14 protein-coding genes are annotated in these 14,139 nt (G+C 69.8%); 8 read left to right on the top strand and 6 right to left on the bottom strand.

The window, feature by feature from the left end; translation table 11 throughout:
- Positions 1-24: 24 nt before the first annotated feature.
- Positions 25-2,088, bottom strand: coding sequence for a VWA domain-containing protein (locus NBG84_RS05100; RefSeq protein WP_250918054.1), 2,064 nt, complete (start codon positions 2,086-2,088; stop codon positions 25-27).
- A gap of 175 nt (positions 2,089-2,263) precedes the next feature.
- Between NBG84_RS05100 and NBG84_RS05095 the strand changes: the two genes are divergently transcribed.
- The gene (locus tag NBG84_RS05095; protein ID WP_250918053.1) at positions 2,264-3,043 is read left to right on the top strand and encodes a CPBP family intramembrane glutamic endopeptidase; all 780 of its coding nucleotides are present in this window, start codon (positions 2,264-2,266) and stop codon (positions 3,041-3,043) included.
- 83 nt (positions 3,044-3,126) lie between these two features.
- On the opposite strand, the gene NBG84_RS05090 is transcribed toward NBG84_RS05095, so the two are convergent.
- Positions 3,127-3,993 carry a PhzF family phenazine biosynthesis protein gene (locus NBG84_RS05090; RefSeq protein ID WP_250918067.1) on the bottom strand — a complete coding sequence of 289 codons (867 nt, stop codon included), beginning with the start codon at positions 3,991-3,993 and terminating at the stop codon, positions 3,127-3,129.
- A gap of 368 nt (positions 3,994-4,361) precedes the next feature.
- Complete coding sequence (locus NBG84_RS41010; protein WP_308312007.1) at positions 4,362-4,547, bottom strand: hypothetical protein; 186 nt, start codon at positions 4,545-4,547, stop codon at positions 4,362-4,364.
- 426 nt (positions 4,548-4,973) lie between these two features.
- On the opposite strand from NBG84_RS41010, the gene NBG84_RS05080 reads away from it, so the two are divergent.
- The 5 genes from NBG84_RS05080 to NBG84_RS05060 all read left to right on the top strand — a co-directional run bounded on the left by NBG84_RS05080 (position 4,974) and on the right by NBG84_RS05060 (position 9,031).
- The gene (locus tag NBG84_RS05080) at positions 4,974-5,579 is read left to right on the top strand and encodes a PadR family transcriptional regulator (RefSeq protein WP_250918052.1); all 606 of its coding nucleotides are present in this window, start codon (positions 4,974-4,976) and stop codon (positions 5,577-5,579) included.
- Between the two features lie 304 nt (positions 5,580-5,883).
- On the top strand, positions 5,884-6,231 hold the full coding sequence (locus tag NBG84_RS05075) for a hypothetical protein (RefSeq protein WP_250918070.1): 348 nt from the start codon (positions 5,884-5,886) through the stop codon (positions 6,229-6,231).
- 18 nt (positions 6,232-6,249) lie between these two features.
- Positions 6,250-6,813 carry a Clp protease N-terminal domain-containing protein gene (locus tag NBG84_RS05070; RefSeq protein ID WP_250918051.1) on the top strand — a complete coding sequence of 188 codons (564 nt, stop codon included), beginning with the start codon at positions 6,250-6,252 and terminating at the stop codon, positions 6,811-6,813.
- 75 nt (positions 6,814-6,888) lie between these two features.
- Complete coding sequence (locus tag NBG84_RS05065; RefSeq protein ID WP_250918050.1) at positions 6,889-7,899, top strand: EamA family transporter; 1,011 nt, start codon at positions 6,889-6,891, stop codon at positions 7,897-7,899.
- 196 nt (positions 7,900-8,095) lie between these two features.
- A complete protein-coding gene (locus NBG84_RS05060) occupies positions 8,096-9,031 on the top strand; it encodes an EamA family transporter (RefSeq protein WP_250918066.1) in 936 nt (311 codons plus the stop codon).
- 166 nt (positions 9,032-9,197) lie between these two features.
- Here the strand turns inward: NBG84_RS05060 and NBG84_RS05055 are convergent, their stop codons facing one another.
- Entirely contained in the window at positions 9,198-9,854 is a 657-nt protein-coding gene (locus NBG84_RS05055) for a pyridoxamine 5'-phosphate oxidase family protein (RefSeq protein WP_250918049.1), read from the bottom strand.
- Positions 9,855-9,889: 35 nt separating this feature from the next.
- Here NBG84_RS05055 and NBG84_RS05050 point away from each other — a divergent pair, with 35 nt between their 5' ends.
- Positions 9,890-11,221 (top strand): aminotransferase class I/II-fold pyridoxal phosphate-dependent enzyme, encoded by a 1,332-nt coding sequence (locus NBG84_RS05050; protein WP_250918048.1) that lies wholly within the window; start codon positions 9,890-9,892, stop codon positions 11,219-11,221.
- 91 nt (positions 11,222-11,312) lie between these two features.
- Here the strand turns inward: NBG84_RS05050 and NBG84_RS05045 are convergent, their stop codons facing one another.
- Positions 11,313-12,494 carry a DMT family transporter gene (locus NBG84_RS05045; RefSeq protein WP_250918047.1) on the bottom strand — a complete coding sequence of 394 codons (1,182 nt, stop codon included), beginning with the start codon at positions 12,492-12,494 and terminating at the stop codon, positions 11,313-11,315.
- Between the two features lie 73 nt (positions 12,495-12,567).
- On the opposite strand from NBG84_RS05045, the gene NBG84_RS05040 reads away from it, so the two are divergent.
- Positions 12,568-13,467, top strand: a complete 900-nt coding sequence (locus NBG84_RS05040; protein WP_250918046.1) for a LysR family transcriptional regulator — start codon at positions 12,568-12,570, stop codon at positions 13,465-13,467.
- A 207-nt stretch (positions 13,468-13,674) separates the two neighbouring features.
- Here NBG84_RS05040 and NBG84_RS05035 read toward each other — a convergent pair whose 3' ends face one another.
- The gene (locus NBG84_RS05035; RefSeq protein WP_250918045.1) at positions 13,675-14,115 is read right to left on the bottom strand and encodes a Rieske (2Fe-2S) protein; all 441 of its coding nucleotides are present in this window, start codon (positions 14,113-14,115) and stop codon (positions 13,675-13,677) included.
- Positions 14,116-14,139: the final 24 nt, after the last annotated feature.

The following is a 14,139-nucleotide window of genomic DNA, read 5'->3' as shown; positions in this document are numbered from 1 at the left end:
GGGCTGCCCGGCCGACGCCTGGGGTCAATCCCGTTTCAGCTGGGAGGACTGGCCCACCGCTGTGATCGCCTTGAGGATCACGGCCTGAACGTCGGAGGGGTCGCTGACCTGGTAGCCCGCGCCTCCGGTGGCTTCGGCGATCTCATCCAGCTCCTGCTCGTCGCCGGTGGGGCCGATGGCGATGGCGATCAGCGGCACCGGGCGCTTGGTGTCCCTGATTCCCTTGAGCCGGGAGATCAGTGTGCTTCGGGAGATGCTGTACCGGTCCTGGTTGGCTCCGTCGGTCAGCAGGATCAACGCGTTGAACTTGCCCCGTGCATAGCCCGCCTGCGCTGACTGATAGGCGGCGAGAGTGGAGTCGTAGAGCCCGGTCGCCCCATTGGGCACGGGCTTCAGCGCTGTGAACGCCTCGGTCAGCCGGGCCCGCTGGTTGGGCTTGCCGTTCACCGACGCGCCGAGTCTGGCCGTGGGCACGATTTCGCGGTAGTCACGCGGGCCGTCGAGTCCGGTGGCGAACTCCCACAGTCCGATCTCGTCCTCCTGGCTGAACTGGTCGATCACCCGCAGAAGGGATGCCCTGGTGGCATCGAGCCTGGTTTCACCGCCGCGTCCGGGCACCGCCGACTGCATGGACCCCGAGACATCGACGACCGTGGTCAGCCGCGCACTCTGCACGGTGACGGTCCACATCCCCAGCATCTCCTGGAGGAGGTCGCGTGAGACCGGATCGATTCCGGTGGCTGATCGGGCGTAGGGCTGGGGTGGGCGTCCGCCCGCGGTGTGCACCAGTACATACGGTGCTGTGCCCGTCGATGGGCGAAAGCCGTGACTGGTCAGGTCACGGACGGTAACGCTGTCTCCCAGCAGTGCCAGGAAGCGGGAGGCCGCACGGCTTTCGTCGAGGGTCAGATCGTCCGCGTCGACCAGGTGGTAGGGGTAGTCCAGCCGTAGTGCGCCATCCGTCGGATAGAAGAGATCCAGATCGTCCTTGTCACTGGCGGTGAAGTTGTGGGTGAAGGCGGCCTGCTCGGAGAGGAAGACCGCCTCATTGCGGGAACTGCCGGGTGCCGAGAGGGTGCGCAGGATCTGGGAGTCCGCCGGTGCCAGGCGCTGGGCGAGCAGACGCGCGGTGGCCGCGATCTTGGCATCGGCGTCCAGCGACGCGTTCGCGTCGCTGGTGCGCTCGGGTTCAGCCGGGCGTCGGGTGCTGTCTGTCGAGGGGGATCTGCCAGGTGCGGGCGACCCCTTCGGCTTCTTCGGCTTGTCCGTTGCTTTCGGGTTCTTTGTTGGCTTCGGTTTCGCGGTGCCGCTGGGGCCGGTCGGCTTCTTCGGGATCTTGGAGCGGTCGGGTACCGCTGACCGGACCGCTCTGTCGGGTTGGGGCGACCTCGTCGGCTTGCCCGGCGCGGGCGAAGCCTCGGTGTCGGTCCGGTCCTCCCAGGAGTCGCTGCCGCTCTCGCGTGCGTACGACGAGGCGATGCCCGCGAGCGCCAGAATTCCGGTGGCGCTGCGCGCTGGATCAGCGGTGCCCAGGTGCACGGTTTCCGAGGCGGTGGTGGCGGTGGCCAATTGCGACCAGGTGTAGGTCTTGCCCGGCCAGCCGAGTGAGGTGCCCGCCGAACGATCGGTCGCTATCCCGACGGGGGAGACCGCGACGCTACCCGCGGCGGTGAGCGGCACACCCCGGCCCAGTCCATCGGCCCGCACGGCCCAGATCGCGGAGTCGGGGAGCCAGGCCTCGTACTTCGGTTCCTTGTCATGGTCGGAGAGTTCCCGGGCGATCTCGTGGTTCTCCCGAGCGTCGACCCTGATGTCCATGCACCGCCCGTCGGAGGTCACCCGCTTGTCGCGGACACGGTGGGCGGCGGCACGGACGACCGGTGCGAGGTCAGGGGAGACAGCAAGATCCAAGCGCACCGCTGAGTCCTCACAGGACTCGGCGAACGACAGCAGCCCCGTGCTCGCCGCGATGCCCGTACCCGCCGCGAGGGTGAGAACGAGTGCGGTGGCGATCATGATCCGCCGACGTCGGGGCCCTGACCTGCCGGCGCCGTCTGTTCCGGCATCGGGCAAGCTGTGACGTTCCATGCGATGGTGCCCTCCTTGAATGACGAACAAGGAAATGGCGCCGCGTCACACGATGACGCAGACCCCCCGGCCTGTCGCGCTCTTCGTACTCGCATTCGAGACCCTAGCGGGACGAAGATGCCCATGAGGCGGGAACAAACAACTGGAGGCATGTGTGCAGATGGAGGCGGGACGCGTGGCTGACTCGCTGCCCCAAGAGACCAGATCACCGCAGTTGCTGAAGTCCGAGACACTCCTGGTGCTCGCTCTTTCGCTAGGGGCCAGTGCGGTGTCCGCGCTGATCAGCTTCACTGGCTCGCTGACGAAACCGGGCGGGCTCAAGGATCAAGCCGCCACCCTGAACGGCTCGTACGCGCCCGGGCGGCCCTGGCTCGACCTCTCCTGGCAACTCTTCGGGATCGCCACCGCACTGGTGCCGGTGCTACTGGTCGCGCATCTCTTGATACGGGAGGGAGCAGGACTCGGGTCCATCGGCTTCGACCGCCGTAGGCCCTGGTTCGACCTGGGGCGAGGCACCCTTGTCGCGGCCGGGATCGGCACCGCCGGGCTTGCGTTCTACCTGGTGGCGCGGGCCGCTGGGTTCAATCTGACCGTGGTACCCGAATCACTGCCCGAGGTGTGGTGGAAGTTCCCCGTACTGATTCTGTCGGCGATCCAGAACTCCGTGGTGGAGGAGGTGATCGTCGTGGGGTATCTGCTCCGCAGGCTGGGGCAATTGGGTTGGACTCCGATGGCCGCCCTCATGGCCAGCTCGCTGCTCCGCGGCTCCTACCACCTCTACCAGGGCATCGGCGGGTTCATCGGCAACATGGTCATGGGTGTGGTCTTCGTACTGCTCTACCGGCGCTGGGGACGGATCGGTCCGCTGGTGGTCGCCCATGCGCTGCTCGACATCGTGGCCTTCGTCGGATACGCGCTGCTGGCGGGGAGGGTGGACTGGCTACCCACCCCCTGACCGTCGATGGGCGGTCATGCTCAGGGGGCGGGGATCCCGGCGCTCTCCGGGGCGCCTTCCCAGCGACCCCGAGGCCTGACCGCTCACACCCCGACCAGCAACTCACCTTCGATCACGGTGATGGCACGGCCGGTCAGCAGGGTTCGCTCACCTCGTAGGGAGGTGTGGACCAGGCCGGACCGGGCTGACGCCTGGAGACCTGTGAGCTCGGTACGTCCTAGGCGCGCCGACCAGAAGGGTGCGAGCGCGGTGTGCGCGCTACCGGTCACCGGGTCCTCGTCGATCCCCATCCGTGGGAAGAAGCCGCGGGACACAAAGTCGTAGCGGCCCATCGCCCCGGCCCCGTCGCCCTGTCCGGCATCGACGGCTGCGGCCGCTGTGGCGATGACGCCGCGGTCGGAGTAGGCGGCCAGGGCGGGGATGTCGGGGGTGAGCGTGCGCACGGCTGCCTCATCGGCCAACTCGACCACCAGATCTCCGATGTGCGCACCTGTGTCGTGTGCGGAGAGCACCTCCGCGCCGAGTGCCTCGGCGACACCGTCCGGTACGGCGACGGGGGTCAGGGGCGAGGTGGGGAAATCGAGGGTGATGGCGCCGTCCGTTCCCACGGTGGCGGTGAGGATTCCGCAGCGGGCGGCAAAGCGGACCGTGTCGGAGGCAGCACCCGTGGAGTGCAGCACATGGGCCGTGGCGAGTGTGGCATGGCCGCACATATCGACTTCGGTGGTCGGTGTGAACCAGCGCAGTGCCCAGTCGGCATCGCCGCCCGCCGGGAGCGGATGGGCAAAGGCCGTCTCCGAGAGATTGACTTCCGCGGCCACTCGTTGCATCCAGGATTCCTCCGGGAACCCGGGGGCGCCCGACCAACTGCCCGCGTCCAGCAGCATGACTCCGGCGGGGTTTCCGGTGAAGGGGCGGTGAGCGAAGGCGTCAACGATGTGGATACGCATGGGGCGACCGTAGCCGGAGGGCGACGCGGCAGACCAAGGCCACTGCGCGAGCACTGGACCTGCTTCCGGGGTGAGCGGTGCGGGTCCCACCGCCGCCAGGCACAGGGGACTGGTGCGTTTCCGCCGTCCGACGAGGATCGGGGCGAAGGCGCCGTGGAGGTGCGGCACCCGTAGGCCTCCCCCGACGGCGAGGGTGCCGCTGATGAGGGCAGCACCGTGGCGATCTGGCACAGCGGGGACCGTGGTCGGTGGGCTTCCAGACCACCCCGAGCCCTTTCCCTCAGCGGGTCCGGTCACCGGACCTCCATGGGATCGGTGAGTCCTCGCTGGGACGGGTGTACCGGGTCCCCCTCTCCACGAGCTGCCCCCTAGAAGTCCGCGGGGCCGATGCTCCCGGCTCTTGTAGCGGCCGCCGCCTCCAGCAGGGGCCAGCCGTCGATCTCCACCGCCCGCCGCTGCCCACGCTGCCACCCGCGGGCCGACGCCATATCGAGCAGGGCCCGGACAGCGCCCGGTTCATGCAGGTTGAGAGAGCCGCCCCGGATGTACCCCACATCCCCGGAGCCCAAGGGCGCCCCACCCGGGACAAATCGGCCCGGGGCCCGCGCGAAGACGATACGCAGCGGGCCGCCGGTGCCGACCGGCTGCGGGTACAGCGTGAGCGTCTCGCGGCAGTCCGCTGTCCGGCCCGCCGTGGCTGTGGCGCAGCGTCCACAGATACAACCGCCCGTCGGCGATGAGCCGGCGGGCTTTCCTCGGATGGCGGGGCATGGAGCCGAGGGTACGCGGCCTGATGCGCAAGGCATCCCCGGCGGTGATCGAACTCCGCTGACCGGAACGGGACGGTCGCCGAACCTCGGTGAGACCAGCCGGGGCCGAGGAGGCGGGAACCCGGGGCAGTGAGCGCATCCTTGTCGAGCGAGCTATTCCGATATATCGTTGACGTATCGCGACAGATCAACGATGGAAGGAGCGTAGCGATGCGTTCACCAGGACAGGGACATGAGCACGGTCATGGTCACTGCGGGCCCGGGCATCGTGGCCGGGGTGGAGCCGACGGGCGCCGTGGAGCGTTCGGCCAGTTCGGACCGCCCTTCGGACCGCCTTTCGGGGGCGGCGGGCGCGGCCGTGGTGGTGGCAGGGGCAGGGCCAGGCGCGGCGATGTGCGCGCCTCGATCCTGGCGCTGCTCAAGGACCGGCCGATGCATGGATACGAGATGATCCAGGAGATCGGGGAGCGTAGTGGTGGGGCATGGAAGCCCAGCCCGGGCTCCGTGTATCCGACGCTCGCGCTGCTGGAGGACGAAGGCCTGATCACCAGTGCGAGCGAGGGCGGCAAGAAGCTGTTCACGCTCACCGACTCGGGTCGAGTCGAGGCTGAGGCAGGGCCGGAAGCTCCGTGGGAAGAGGCAGGCCGCGGGGTCGACTGGGAGACGGTCAACGAGATCCGGCAGGCGGGTTGGGGGCTGATGGAAGCCTTTGGCCAGGTCTGGAAGACCGGCAGTACCGAGCAGCGCCAGAAGGCGGTCGAGGTCATCAACGAGGCCCGCAAGAAGCTCTATCTGATCCTCGCCGATGAGCACTGATCCGCGGTGAAGGGGCGCACGCAGCTGAGGTGATCTCCGTGCGCCCCGTCCGCGGGACCTCCCTGACCCGGCGGATCGAGGGATTCTGGTAGGGCCGGGGCAGCGGGGCTGGGCGATGTGCCCGGCCTTCACGGGCCCTTGGGTCTTTGCCGCGCGGCCCGTCCGCTCTCCTCCTGCGGAGCCGTGGACCTCGGCGGTACCGGTAGGGGCGCGGGCCACCGGCGGTGAACCGCTGGCGAACGGATGTGGGACACCCGGTCAGCCGCTCCTCGGCGCCAGTGCCTCGCCGAGCCGACCCCATCCGATGCCGTGGACGCGGCCCTTCGCCAGCGCAGTGGAACGCGGCCCGGAAGGCATCCGCGGGCAGCGCTCCGCCCGATGCCCACACCCGCTGGACGTACTGCCGCCCCGCGATCGCCAGGAGGTCGGCCAGCCAGAACGCGACGAGCGGATGCGGATCGGCGGCCTGCGGTCGCCGGATGTCAGGCACCCCGGGCGGGCTGGAGAGCCGGGGGCGCGGAAGCGCGTGGTGGCGCCCCTGTGGGGGATGAAGTACCGCGATCTCATCCACAAGGAGGACAACCCGGCACCCGGTGCCCGACCTTCGTCGGATGGTGAAATGGGCCCGGATGGCGACGCCCTGGCCGGCTGAGACTGGTGGGGTGGAAGAGTGCCAAGTCCTACCCCTCGACTGCCTCGGCAGTCCACCGCCATCCGTGCCGAACGGGACGCCTCGCTCACCGTGGAGCTGGCTTCGGCGGTTGCGGGTGCGCGCCGCCGGGCGCTTCGCGACGGCGACCGCCAACTCGATACCGCTCATCTGCTGCATTCCCTGATCGAGACGGACCCCGAGGTGCGCACCGCCCTCGGGCCGGCGCCCAGAGTCGCTCGGGTGCTCGGCTATCTCGTCCAGCGCAGCATTGGCTACGGCCTGCGTTGGCAGGGCTCGGTTGAGGACTCCGGTGTGGTTCCCGTCGTCCGCAAGGACCGTTTCGACACCAACACCCGTTCCGATGTACGCACCCCGGGTCCCCGTCCCTCCGGTTGGTCGCCGTCGGTGCTCGCCGCCATGGCGGGCGCACAGCACCGTGCCGCGCTCGACGGAAGGGAGAGGGCCTCCGGTACCGATCTGCTCGCCGCAGTCGCTGCGAACCCCGGCTGCCGCGCGGTGGAGGTACTCGGCCGGGCGGGAGTGGACATCGAGGAGCTCAGTGGGCGTACGGGGGTCTGTTGAGCCCGCTGGCCCGCCCTCCATCTCGACATGCGTCTGGGGGTCGACGGTCCTGACCCGCGCTGGCATGATGTGCCGATGCATGTGTCTCAGCACAGGAGCGCCGGCCTGGGCATTGCCCTGGCCTCGGCGTTTGCCTTCGGTGGATCGGGTGTTGCGGCAAAGCCGCTCATCGAAGCCGGGCTCGACCCGCTTCATGTGGTGTGGCTGCGGGTGGCCGGCTCAGCGCTGATCATGCTGCCGCTGGCATGGCGCCACCGAGACCTCCTGCGCCGCAAGCCCGCACTGCTCCTGGGCTTCGGCCTGCTCGCCGTGGCTGGTGTGCAGGCGTTCTACTTCGCCTCCATCTCCCGACTGCCCGTCGGCGTCGCGCTGCTCGTCGAGTATCTCGGCCCAGCCCTCGTCCTTGGGTACATCCGCTTTGTGCAGCGCCGGCCCGTCACCCGCGCCGCGGCCCTGGGCGTGGTTCTCGCGGTCACCGGGCTCGCCTGTGTGGTCGAGGTGTGGGCGGGGCTGAGCTTTGATGTGCTCGGCCTACTGCTCGCCCTGGGAGCGGCCTGCTGTCAGGCCTGCTACTTCATCCTCTCCGACCACGGAAGCGACGGCGACGATCGCGCCGACCCGCTGGGTGTGATCGCCTACGGCCTGCTGATCGGCACTCTGGTACTGACCGTGATCGCCCGCCCGTGGGGGATGGACTTCTCGCTCCTGGGCGGCGATGTCGCGATGGGCGGCACACAGGTCTCAGCGGGGTTGTTGCTCGCCTGGGTGGTGCTGATCGCGACCGTCTTCGCCTATGTCACCGGGGTGATCTCGGTTCGCAGGCTCTCACCCCAGATCGCGGGTGTGGTCGCCTGTCTGGAAGCGGTCGTGGCGACCGTTCTGGCGTGGGTGCTGCTGGGTGAGCATCTGTCCCTGCCGCAGATTCTGGGCGGGGCGCTGGTACTGCTGGGGGCACTCATCGCACAGTCCCAGGCCCCGAAGGCCCCTTCCGGACCCATTGCCTCCGGGCCGGGCAAACCACTGGTCGGCCTGCCCGATCCGCTCCCACCCGTCGCCGAGGGGGAGTTGTCGCCCGACCGGGCCTGACCTACAGTGCGGATCATGCATTCGACTGCTCTCCCCCCTCCTGCCGCCTAGCGCGGGCGGTAGGACCTGACGAAGACCGGGCCCGGGTTCACCCCGGCTGGCTCGTCGCTGCCCGCTTGACGGAGTAAAGCGATCAGCCTTCCCGTTCGTCATACGGAGACGTCACGTGTCGAATGTTTCTGCTTCTGCTGTTGAGTTGCCCGCGCCGGCCGTGGCCCCCGCGCCGGGGCGCGTCGGGCGCAGCCTGCTCTATCTGATCGTCGCCGGCGCGGCCTGGGGCACCGCCGGCGCGGCCGCCTCACTCGTCTTCCAGGTGAGCGATCTGGGGCCGCTCTCCCTCTCCTTCTGGCGCTGCGCCGGAGGGCTGGCGCTGCTGCTCGGCGCGCTTGCCCTACGCGCGCGCCGAGGGGTGCCCGCCCGCGCGGCGGAGCCGAGGAAACGCACCTTGGTCCGCATTCTCGGGACGGGGATCGGGCTCACGGTCTTCCAAAGCGCGTACTTCGCCGCCGTACAACAGACCGGACTCGCCGTCGCCACCGTGGTCACCCTTGGCGCAGGGCCTGTCCTGATCGCCGTGGGGGCCCGGCTCACGATGGGGGAGCGGCTGGGGAGGGGCGGTCTGCTCGCCGTGCTGGGGGCGCTGGGCGGGCTGTTGGTCCTGGTGTTGGGCGGTGAGGGCGAGACGGTGCGCCCGCTGGGGATCGTCCTCGCCCTTCTCTCCGCCGCCGGGTACGCGGCCATCACCCTGCTGGCGCGATGGTTGGGGCGGGACGGCGGCGGGGATTCCCTGGCGACGACCGCCTGGGCCTTCGCGGTCGGCGCGGTGGGACTGCTGCCCATCGCGCTGGCTGAGGGACTGCTGCCGCACACCGAGGATCTGGCCCGGGTGGTCTGGCTGCTGCTCTATGTGGCCGCGGTGCCCACGGCGCTTGCCTATGTGCTCTACTTCGCCGGCGCGGCGGCGGTTCGGGCCGCCACGGTGTCCGTGATCATGCTGCTGGAACCGGTGAGCGCGGCGGTGATCGCCGTACTGCTCCTGGGGGAGCAACTGACGGGCGCGACGGTGTTGGGGACCGCGCTGCTGCTGACCGCGGTGGCAGGTTTGGCACTGACGGAGATGCGCGGGGTATGAGCCGTGCGCCTGGCCGTCCCTCTCGTTCGCCGGACCCAGGTCCTGCGGTTGTCGGTGCCGCCGCTGGTGTCGTCCACTCATCGTGATCCCACGGAGGGCGGACGACAGGTCCAACCGCCTCACCCGTCGGCCGGGTCGCCCGGTCGGTCCCCGTGGTCCTGGGCGCCTAGCGCTCGGCCAGATACTCCGGGACCTTGATCGTCGGTGCCAGATCCGGTGCCGGCTCGGGAGTTCCATGGATCGTCCGCACCGGGACGACTCCTGTCCAGTACGGCAGTTCCAGGTCTTCCGGATCGTCGTTCGGGGGACCGCTGCGGACCTTCGCCGACACCTCGGCCAGTTCCAGTCGCAGCACGGAGGTCGCCGCCAACTCCCTGGGGTTCGCCGGGCGCGAGTCCTGAGCGCGGCCCCGGACCACCTGATCGACCAGGGCGTCCAGGACCATGCTCTTCTCCGCCTGGTCGGTCACTTGACGCGCCGTGCCGTGGATCATCACCGACCGGTAGTTGATCGAGTGGTGGAAGGCGGACCTGGCCAGTACCAGACCGTCGATGTGCGTCACGGTCAGACAGACGGCGAGCCCGGGGTCCGGCCTGCCCGCCATCCGCAGCGGGCGGGAGCCCGTTGAGCCGTGGACGTACACCCGGTCGTCGATGCGGGTGTAGAGCGTGGGCAGCACCACCGGTGCCCCGTCGCGCACAAAGCCGAGATGGCAGAGGTAGGTCTCATCCAGCAGGGAGTGGATCAGAGCCCGGTCGTATGAGGCGCGTTCACGGGAGCGGGTGGGTATGGTCCGTTCGGTCGGCTCGTAGGAGTCCGGCATTGCATCCTCCATTGCACTAGTGCATAATCGCTTTTGTGCTAGGAGAGTATCGGATCGGTGGGCGGCGCGCATCAGACATCGCTGCCTCTATCGAGCAGGGCGTTGGCGCCGGGCAGTTGGAACCGGGGGCGCTCCTGCCGCCCATGCGCGAACTCGCCACACGGCTAGGGGTCAATCCGAACACCGTCGCCGCCGCCTACCGCACCCTGCGTGAGCGCGGAGTCATCGAGACCTCTGGCCGCCGCGGCAGCCGTATCCGATCCAGACCCGCCAGCACCTCGCGCGGGTCCATCGGAATCGACGCCCCACCAGGCGTCCGGGACGTGAGCGCGGGCAACCCCGACATCGCCCTTCTGCCGCCGCTGGGCGAGGCCTTCGCCGCCGCCGCGCTCCACCACGAGCGGGAGCCAGGGCTCTATGGACAGGCACCCGTGGACGAGGAGTTCGCCCGGCTCGCGCGGGCCGCGCTGGACGCGGACGGTGTGCCGGCCGGTCCCATCGCCGTCACCTCCGGCTCCCTCGACGCCATCGAACGAGTCCTCGCGGCACACCTACGGCCAGGCGACTCGGTCGCCGTCGAAGACCCCGGCTGGGGTGGACTGCTCGACCTGGTGCCCGCACTGGGACTCAAGCCCGTTCCCGTTCCGGTCGACGACGACGGCCCTCTCGCCGAAGCGGTGGAGCGGGCACTCGCCGACGGTGCCAGGGCACTGATCGTCACCGACCGTGCGCAGAACCCCACCGGAGCGGCCATCGGCGCCCTCCGCGCCCGTCAACTGCGCTCCGTGCTCACCCGATTCCCGCGGACCCTGCTGATCGAGGACGACCACGGCCACGCCATCGTGGACCAGCCCTTGCACCCCCTCGCGGGAACCACCGACAGCTGGGCGTTCGTGCGGTCCACTGCCAAGGCGTACGGGCCCGATCTTCGGGTGGCGTTCCTGACCGGGGACACCGTCACCATCGACCGGGTGACCGGCCGGCAGCGCCTTGGCCCCGGCTGGGTCAGCAGACTGCTGCAACGCGCTGTCGTCCACCTCTGGGCCTCGGGCGCGGTCAACGCTCAGGCGGTGGCCGATTCCTATGGCCGCCGCCGCGAGGCACTGATCCACGCGCTCGCCGAGCACGGGGTCGACGCCTACGGGCGCAGCGGGATGAACGTCTGGGTGCCGGTGCCCGATGAGACCGGGGCGATCACCCGACTGCTCCAGACCGGATGGGCGGTCGCCCCCGGTGCGCGCTTCAGGATGTCCGCGCCACCCGGGGTGCGCGTCACGGTCTCCCATCTCGCGCTGGATGACATCAACGCGGTCGCCGACGCGGTGGCATCGGCCGTGGGCCCGGCCCCGGCCCGCAGTTACGGCTGACCTGCCCGTCGCCCCGACCGGTCCCACGAGAGCGAGTCCGCACCCGCCCGGGAAGCCGTCGGGTCTACACCCGCAGCCACAGGGGCGCAGGTCAGGACCCCTTGGTATCCACTCGCAGAGCTGCGTTCCCGACGACGGGCTCACCGGCCAGCACGGCGGGAGACTCGCTCCGAGCCCCGGTTGAAGCACCGAGCGGCGCGCGCCCCTCGGTCTGGAGTCCCGCGCCCGGTTCGGCCACCAGTACCCGGGGGTCCGCCGACGCCCCGGTGATCGGGCCGCCCGGCGTCGGCGCCCCGCCACCGGGAGTCGCGCTGTTCGCCCTGGCCCGGCTCTGGGTGAGTGCCGCTCCGGCCAGCACTATCACCGCACCCACCGGGGTGTTCCAGTCCAACTGCTCACCGAGGATGGTCACTCCCGCCGCGGTGGCGATGACCGGAATGAAGTAGGTGACCATCTGCCCGGTGGTGGGGCCGACTTCGTCGACCAGGCCGTACTGGAGCAGGAGGGCGAACCCGGTCCCCAGTGCGCCGAGGGCGACCACCGCAAGGAGGGGCAGCGGCTCCAGGGAGTGCGGAGCGCTGGTGAACAGCGGGGTCACAACGGCCAGTTGTCCGGTGGCGAGCGCCAGTTGGGCGGTCGTCAGGGAGAGATGCGAATGTCCACCGCCCGCCAGTGTGCGCCGGACATAGATCCAGCCGATCGGGTAGCAGAGCGCCGCCAGCAAGGCCATGGCAGTGCCGCGGGCATCGAGTCCGGAGAACCCCTGCCAGGCGCCCAGGACGGTCAGCACACCCAGGAAGCCGATGCCGAGCCCGGCGACCCTGCGCCGGGTCGGCCGGTCCTCGGAGAGCGCGACCAGGGAGAGCGCCATCCCCCACAGCGGTGAGGTGGCGTTGCAGATGCTGGAGAGCGTCGAGGGGATGGCCTGTCCGGCGTAGGCGAACAGCGAGAACGGCAGCGAGTTCAGCAGGAACGCGGCAACCGCCAGATGTCCCCAGGTCCGAACCCCGCGCGGCAGCCGCTCCCGCCGTATCAGCATCGCCGCGGCGAGTACCGCAGCGCCGAAGAAGAGCCGACCGAAGGTGACCTGGAGCGGGGCGAAGCCCTCATTGCCCACCTTGATCAGCAGAAAGCTGAAGCCCCACACCACGGACAGTGCCGCAAAGCGGACGCGCCAGTCCAGCCGCGGCCGTCGGTCGGCTGAGCCGGTCGGCAGCGCGGGGGCGGGGGCGGGGGCGGGGGCGGGGGAGCGAGCGGCAGCGGGGGCGGTCATGGCCCCAGCCTCACTGTTCGTTTCTCTTAGCACAAGTGAGAATGTTTGCAGTCGTTCCTTTAGAGTTGCTTACATGTTGAACTTGGAGCGGCTTCGTACCCTCGATGCGCTTGCCCGCCACGGCTCGGTCAGTGGTGCGGCGGGAGGGCTGCACGTCACCACGTCCGCCGTCTCCCAGCAGCTGGCGAAGTTGGAGCGGGAAGTCGGCCAGCGGCTGCTGACGAAGAACGGGCGCGGGGTGCGGCTCACCGACGCCGGTCGGCTCCTCGCCGATCACGCCGCCCGTATCCTCTCCCAGGTCGAACTCGCCCAGGCCGATATCGAGGCGCAGCGGGGACAGGTCGTCGGTGAGGTCAGGATCGGTGCGTTCCCGACGGCTGCCCGTGGCCTCTTCCCCGGGGTGGTCTCCGCCCTGCGCTGCGATCACCCCGAGTTGCGGGTCCGCTCCCGCGAGTTGGAGCCCGAGCAGGGCATCACCCGGGTGATCAGGGGCGATCTCGATCTTGCGATCGTGCTCGACTGGAGCAACAAGCGGCTGCCGGTCCCCGGCGGGCTCGCCCAGGCCCATCTGCTGGACGACGCCGCCGATGTGGCGATGCCCAGTGGCCATGCACTCGCGGGCCGTGCCGAGGTGGATTTAGAGGACTTCGCCGATGACGAGTGGGTGTCATGGCCGGAGGGGGAGTTCTGCTACGAGTGGTTGGTGTTCACTCTGCGGTCCAGAGGAATCGAGCCGCGGATCTCGCACCTCGCCGGTGAACACCACACCCAACTCGCCCTGATCGCCGCGGGCCTCGGCGTCTGTGTCACCCCGAGGCTGGGGCGTGGACCGGTGCCCGACGGAGTCGCCCTGGTGCCCGTACGACAGGGGATGCGGCGGCATGTGTACGCGGTGTGGCGAACGGATGCCGATCGCCGGCCCTCCATCAGAGCGGCCGTGGAAGCCCTGCGCCGCGTTGCGGCGGAGCTCTGAGCTCCCTGGCCGCCCTTGGCATGTGCGCCTGGCCTGGACGCCGTCGACCGGTCGCACGGCGGGTCTCGCCCCGTACGACGTTGTGCGGCTGGTTCGCCGACTACCCGGCCGTGCTGGTGCGTTGTCCGCCTGTCCCATCGTCAGCAGCCCGACGTCAGCTCGTCATCAGCGACGATGTCATCGCCTGCGGGCGATGCGCCCGACCCGTCACGCCAACTTGATCAGACCGCCCTCCACGGTGATGGAAGCGGGTGGCAGCGGCGAGGTGGCCGGGCCGCCCTGCACACTGCCGTCGCTCGCGTCGAACCTGCTGTTGTGGCAGGGGCAGTTGATCATGTTGTTGGTGACGTCCTTCACCGCGCAGCCCTGATGGGTGCACTTGGACGAGAACGCCTTGAACTCCCCCGCCTTCGGTTGGGTGATCACCACATCCCCCACGACCTTGCCGCCGCCCTCGGGGATGTCGGCGACCTTGGCCAGTTCCGTACCCGCGCCTCCACCGCCCGGCGAGGTCCGCGGCGCGCTGGTCTCCTCGCCGCCGTCGGAGCCGCCACAGGCAGTCAGCGCGGCGGCGAGACCGACCCCGCCCACCGCGGCGACGACGGTCCGACGGGCGACGGTCGGGGATGGTCCCTGTGATCCGGTCATGGCTGACTCCCTCTGCTTGCGGTC

Origin of the sequence: Streptomyces albipurpureus (assembly GCF_023701525.1) — a bacterium.
GTDB lineage: Bacteria > Actinomycetota > Actinomycetes > Streptomycetales > Streptomycetaceae > Streptomyces > Streptomyces albipurpureus.
Note: the sequence above shows the minus strand (reverse complement) of the source record. Positions and strands in the feature narration are given on the sequence as shown.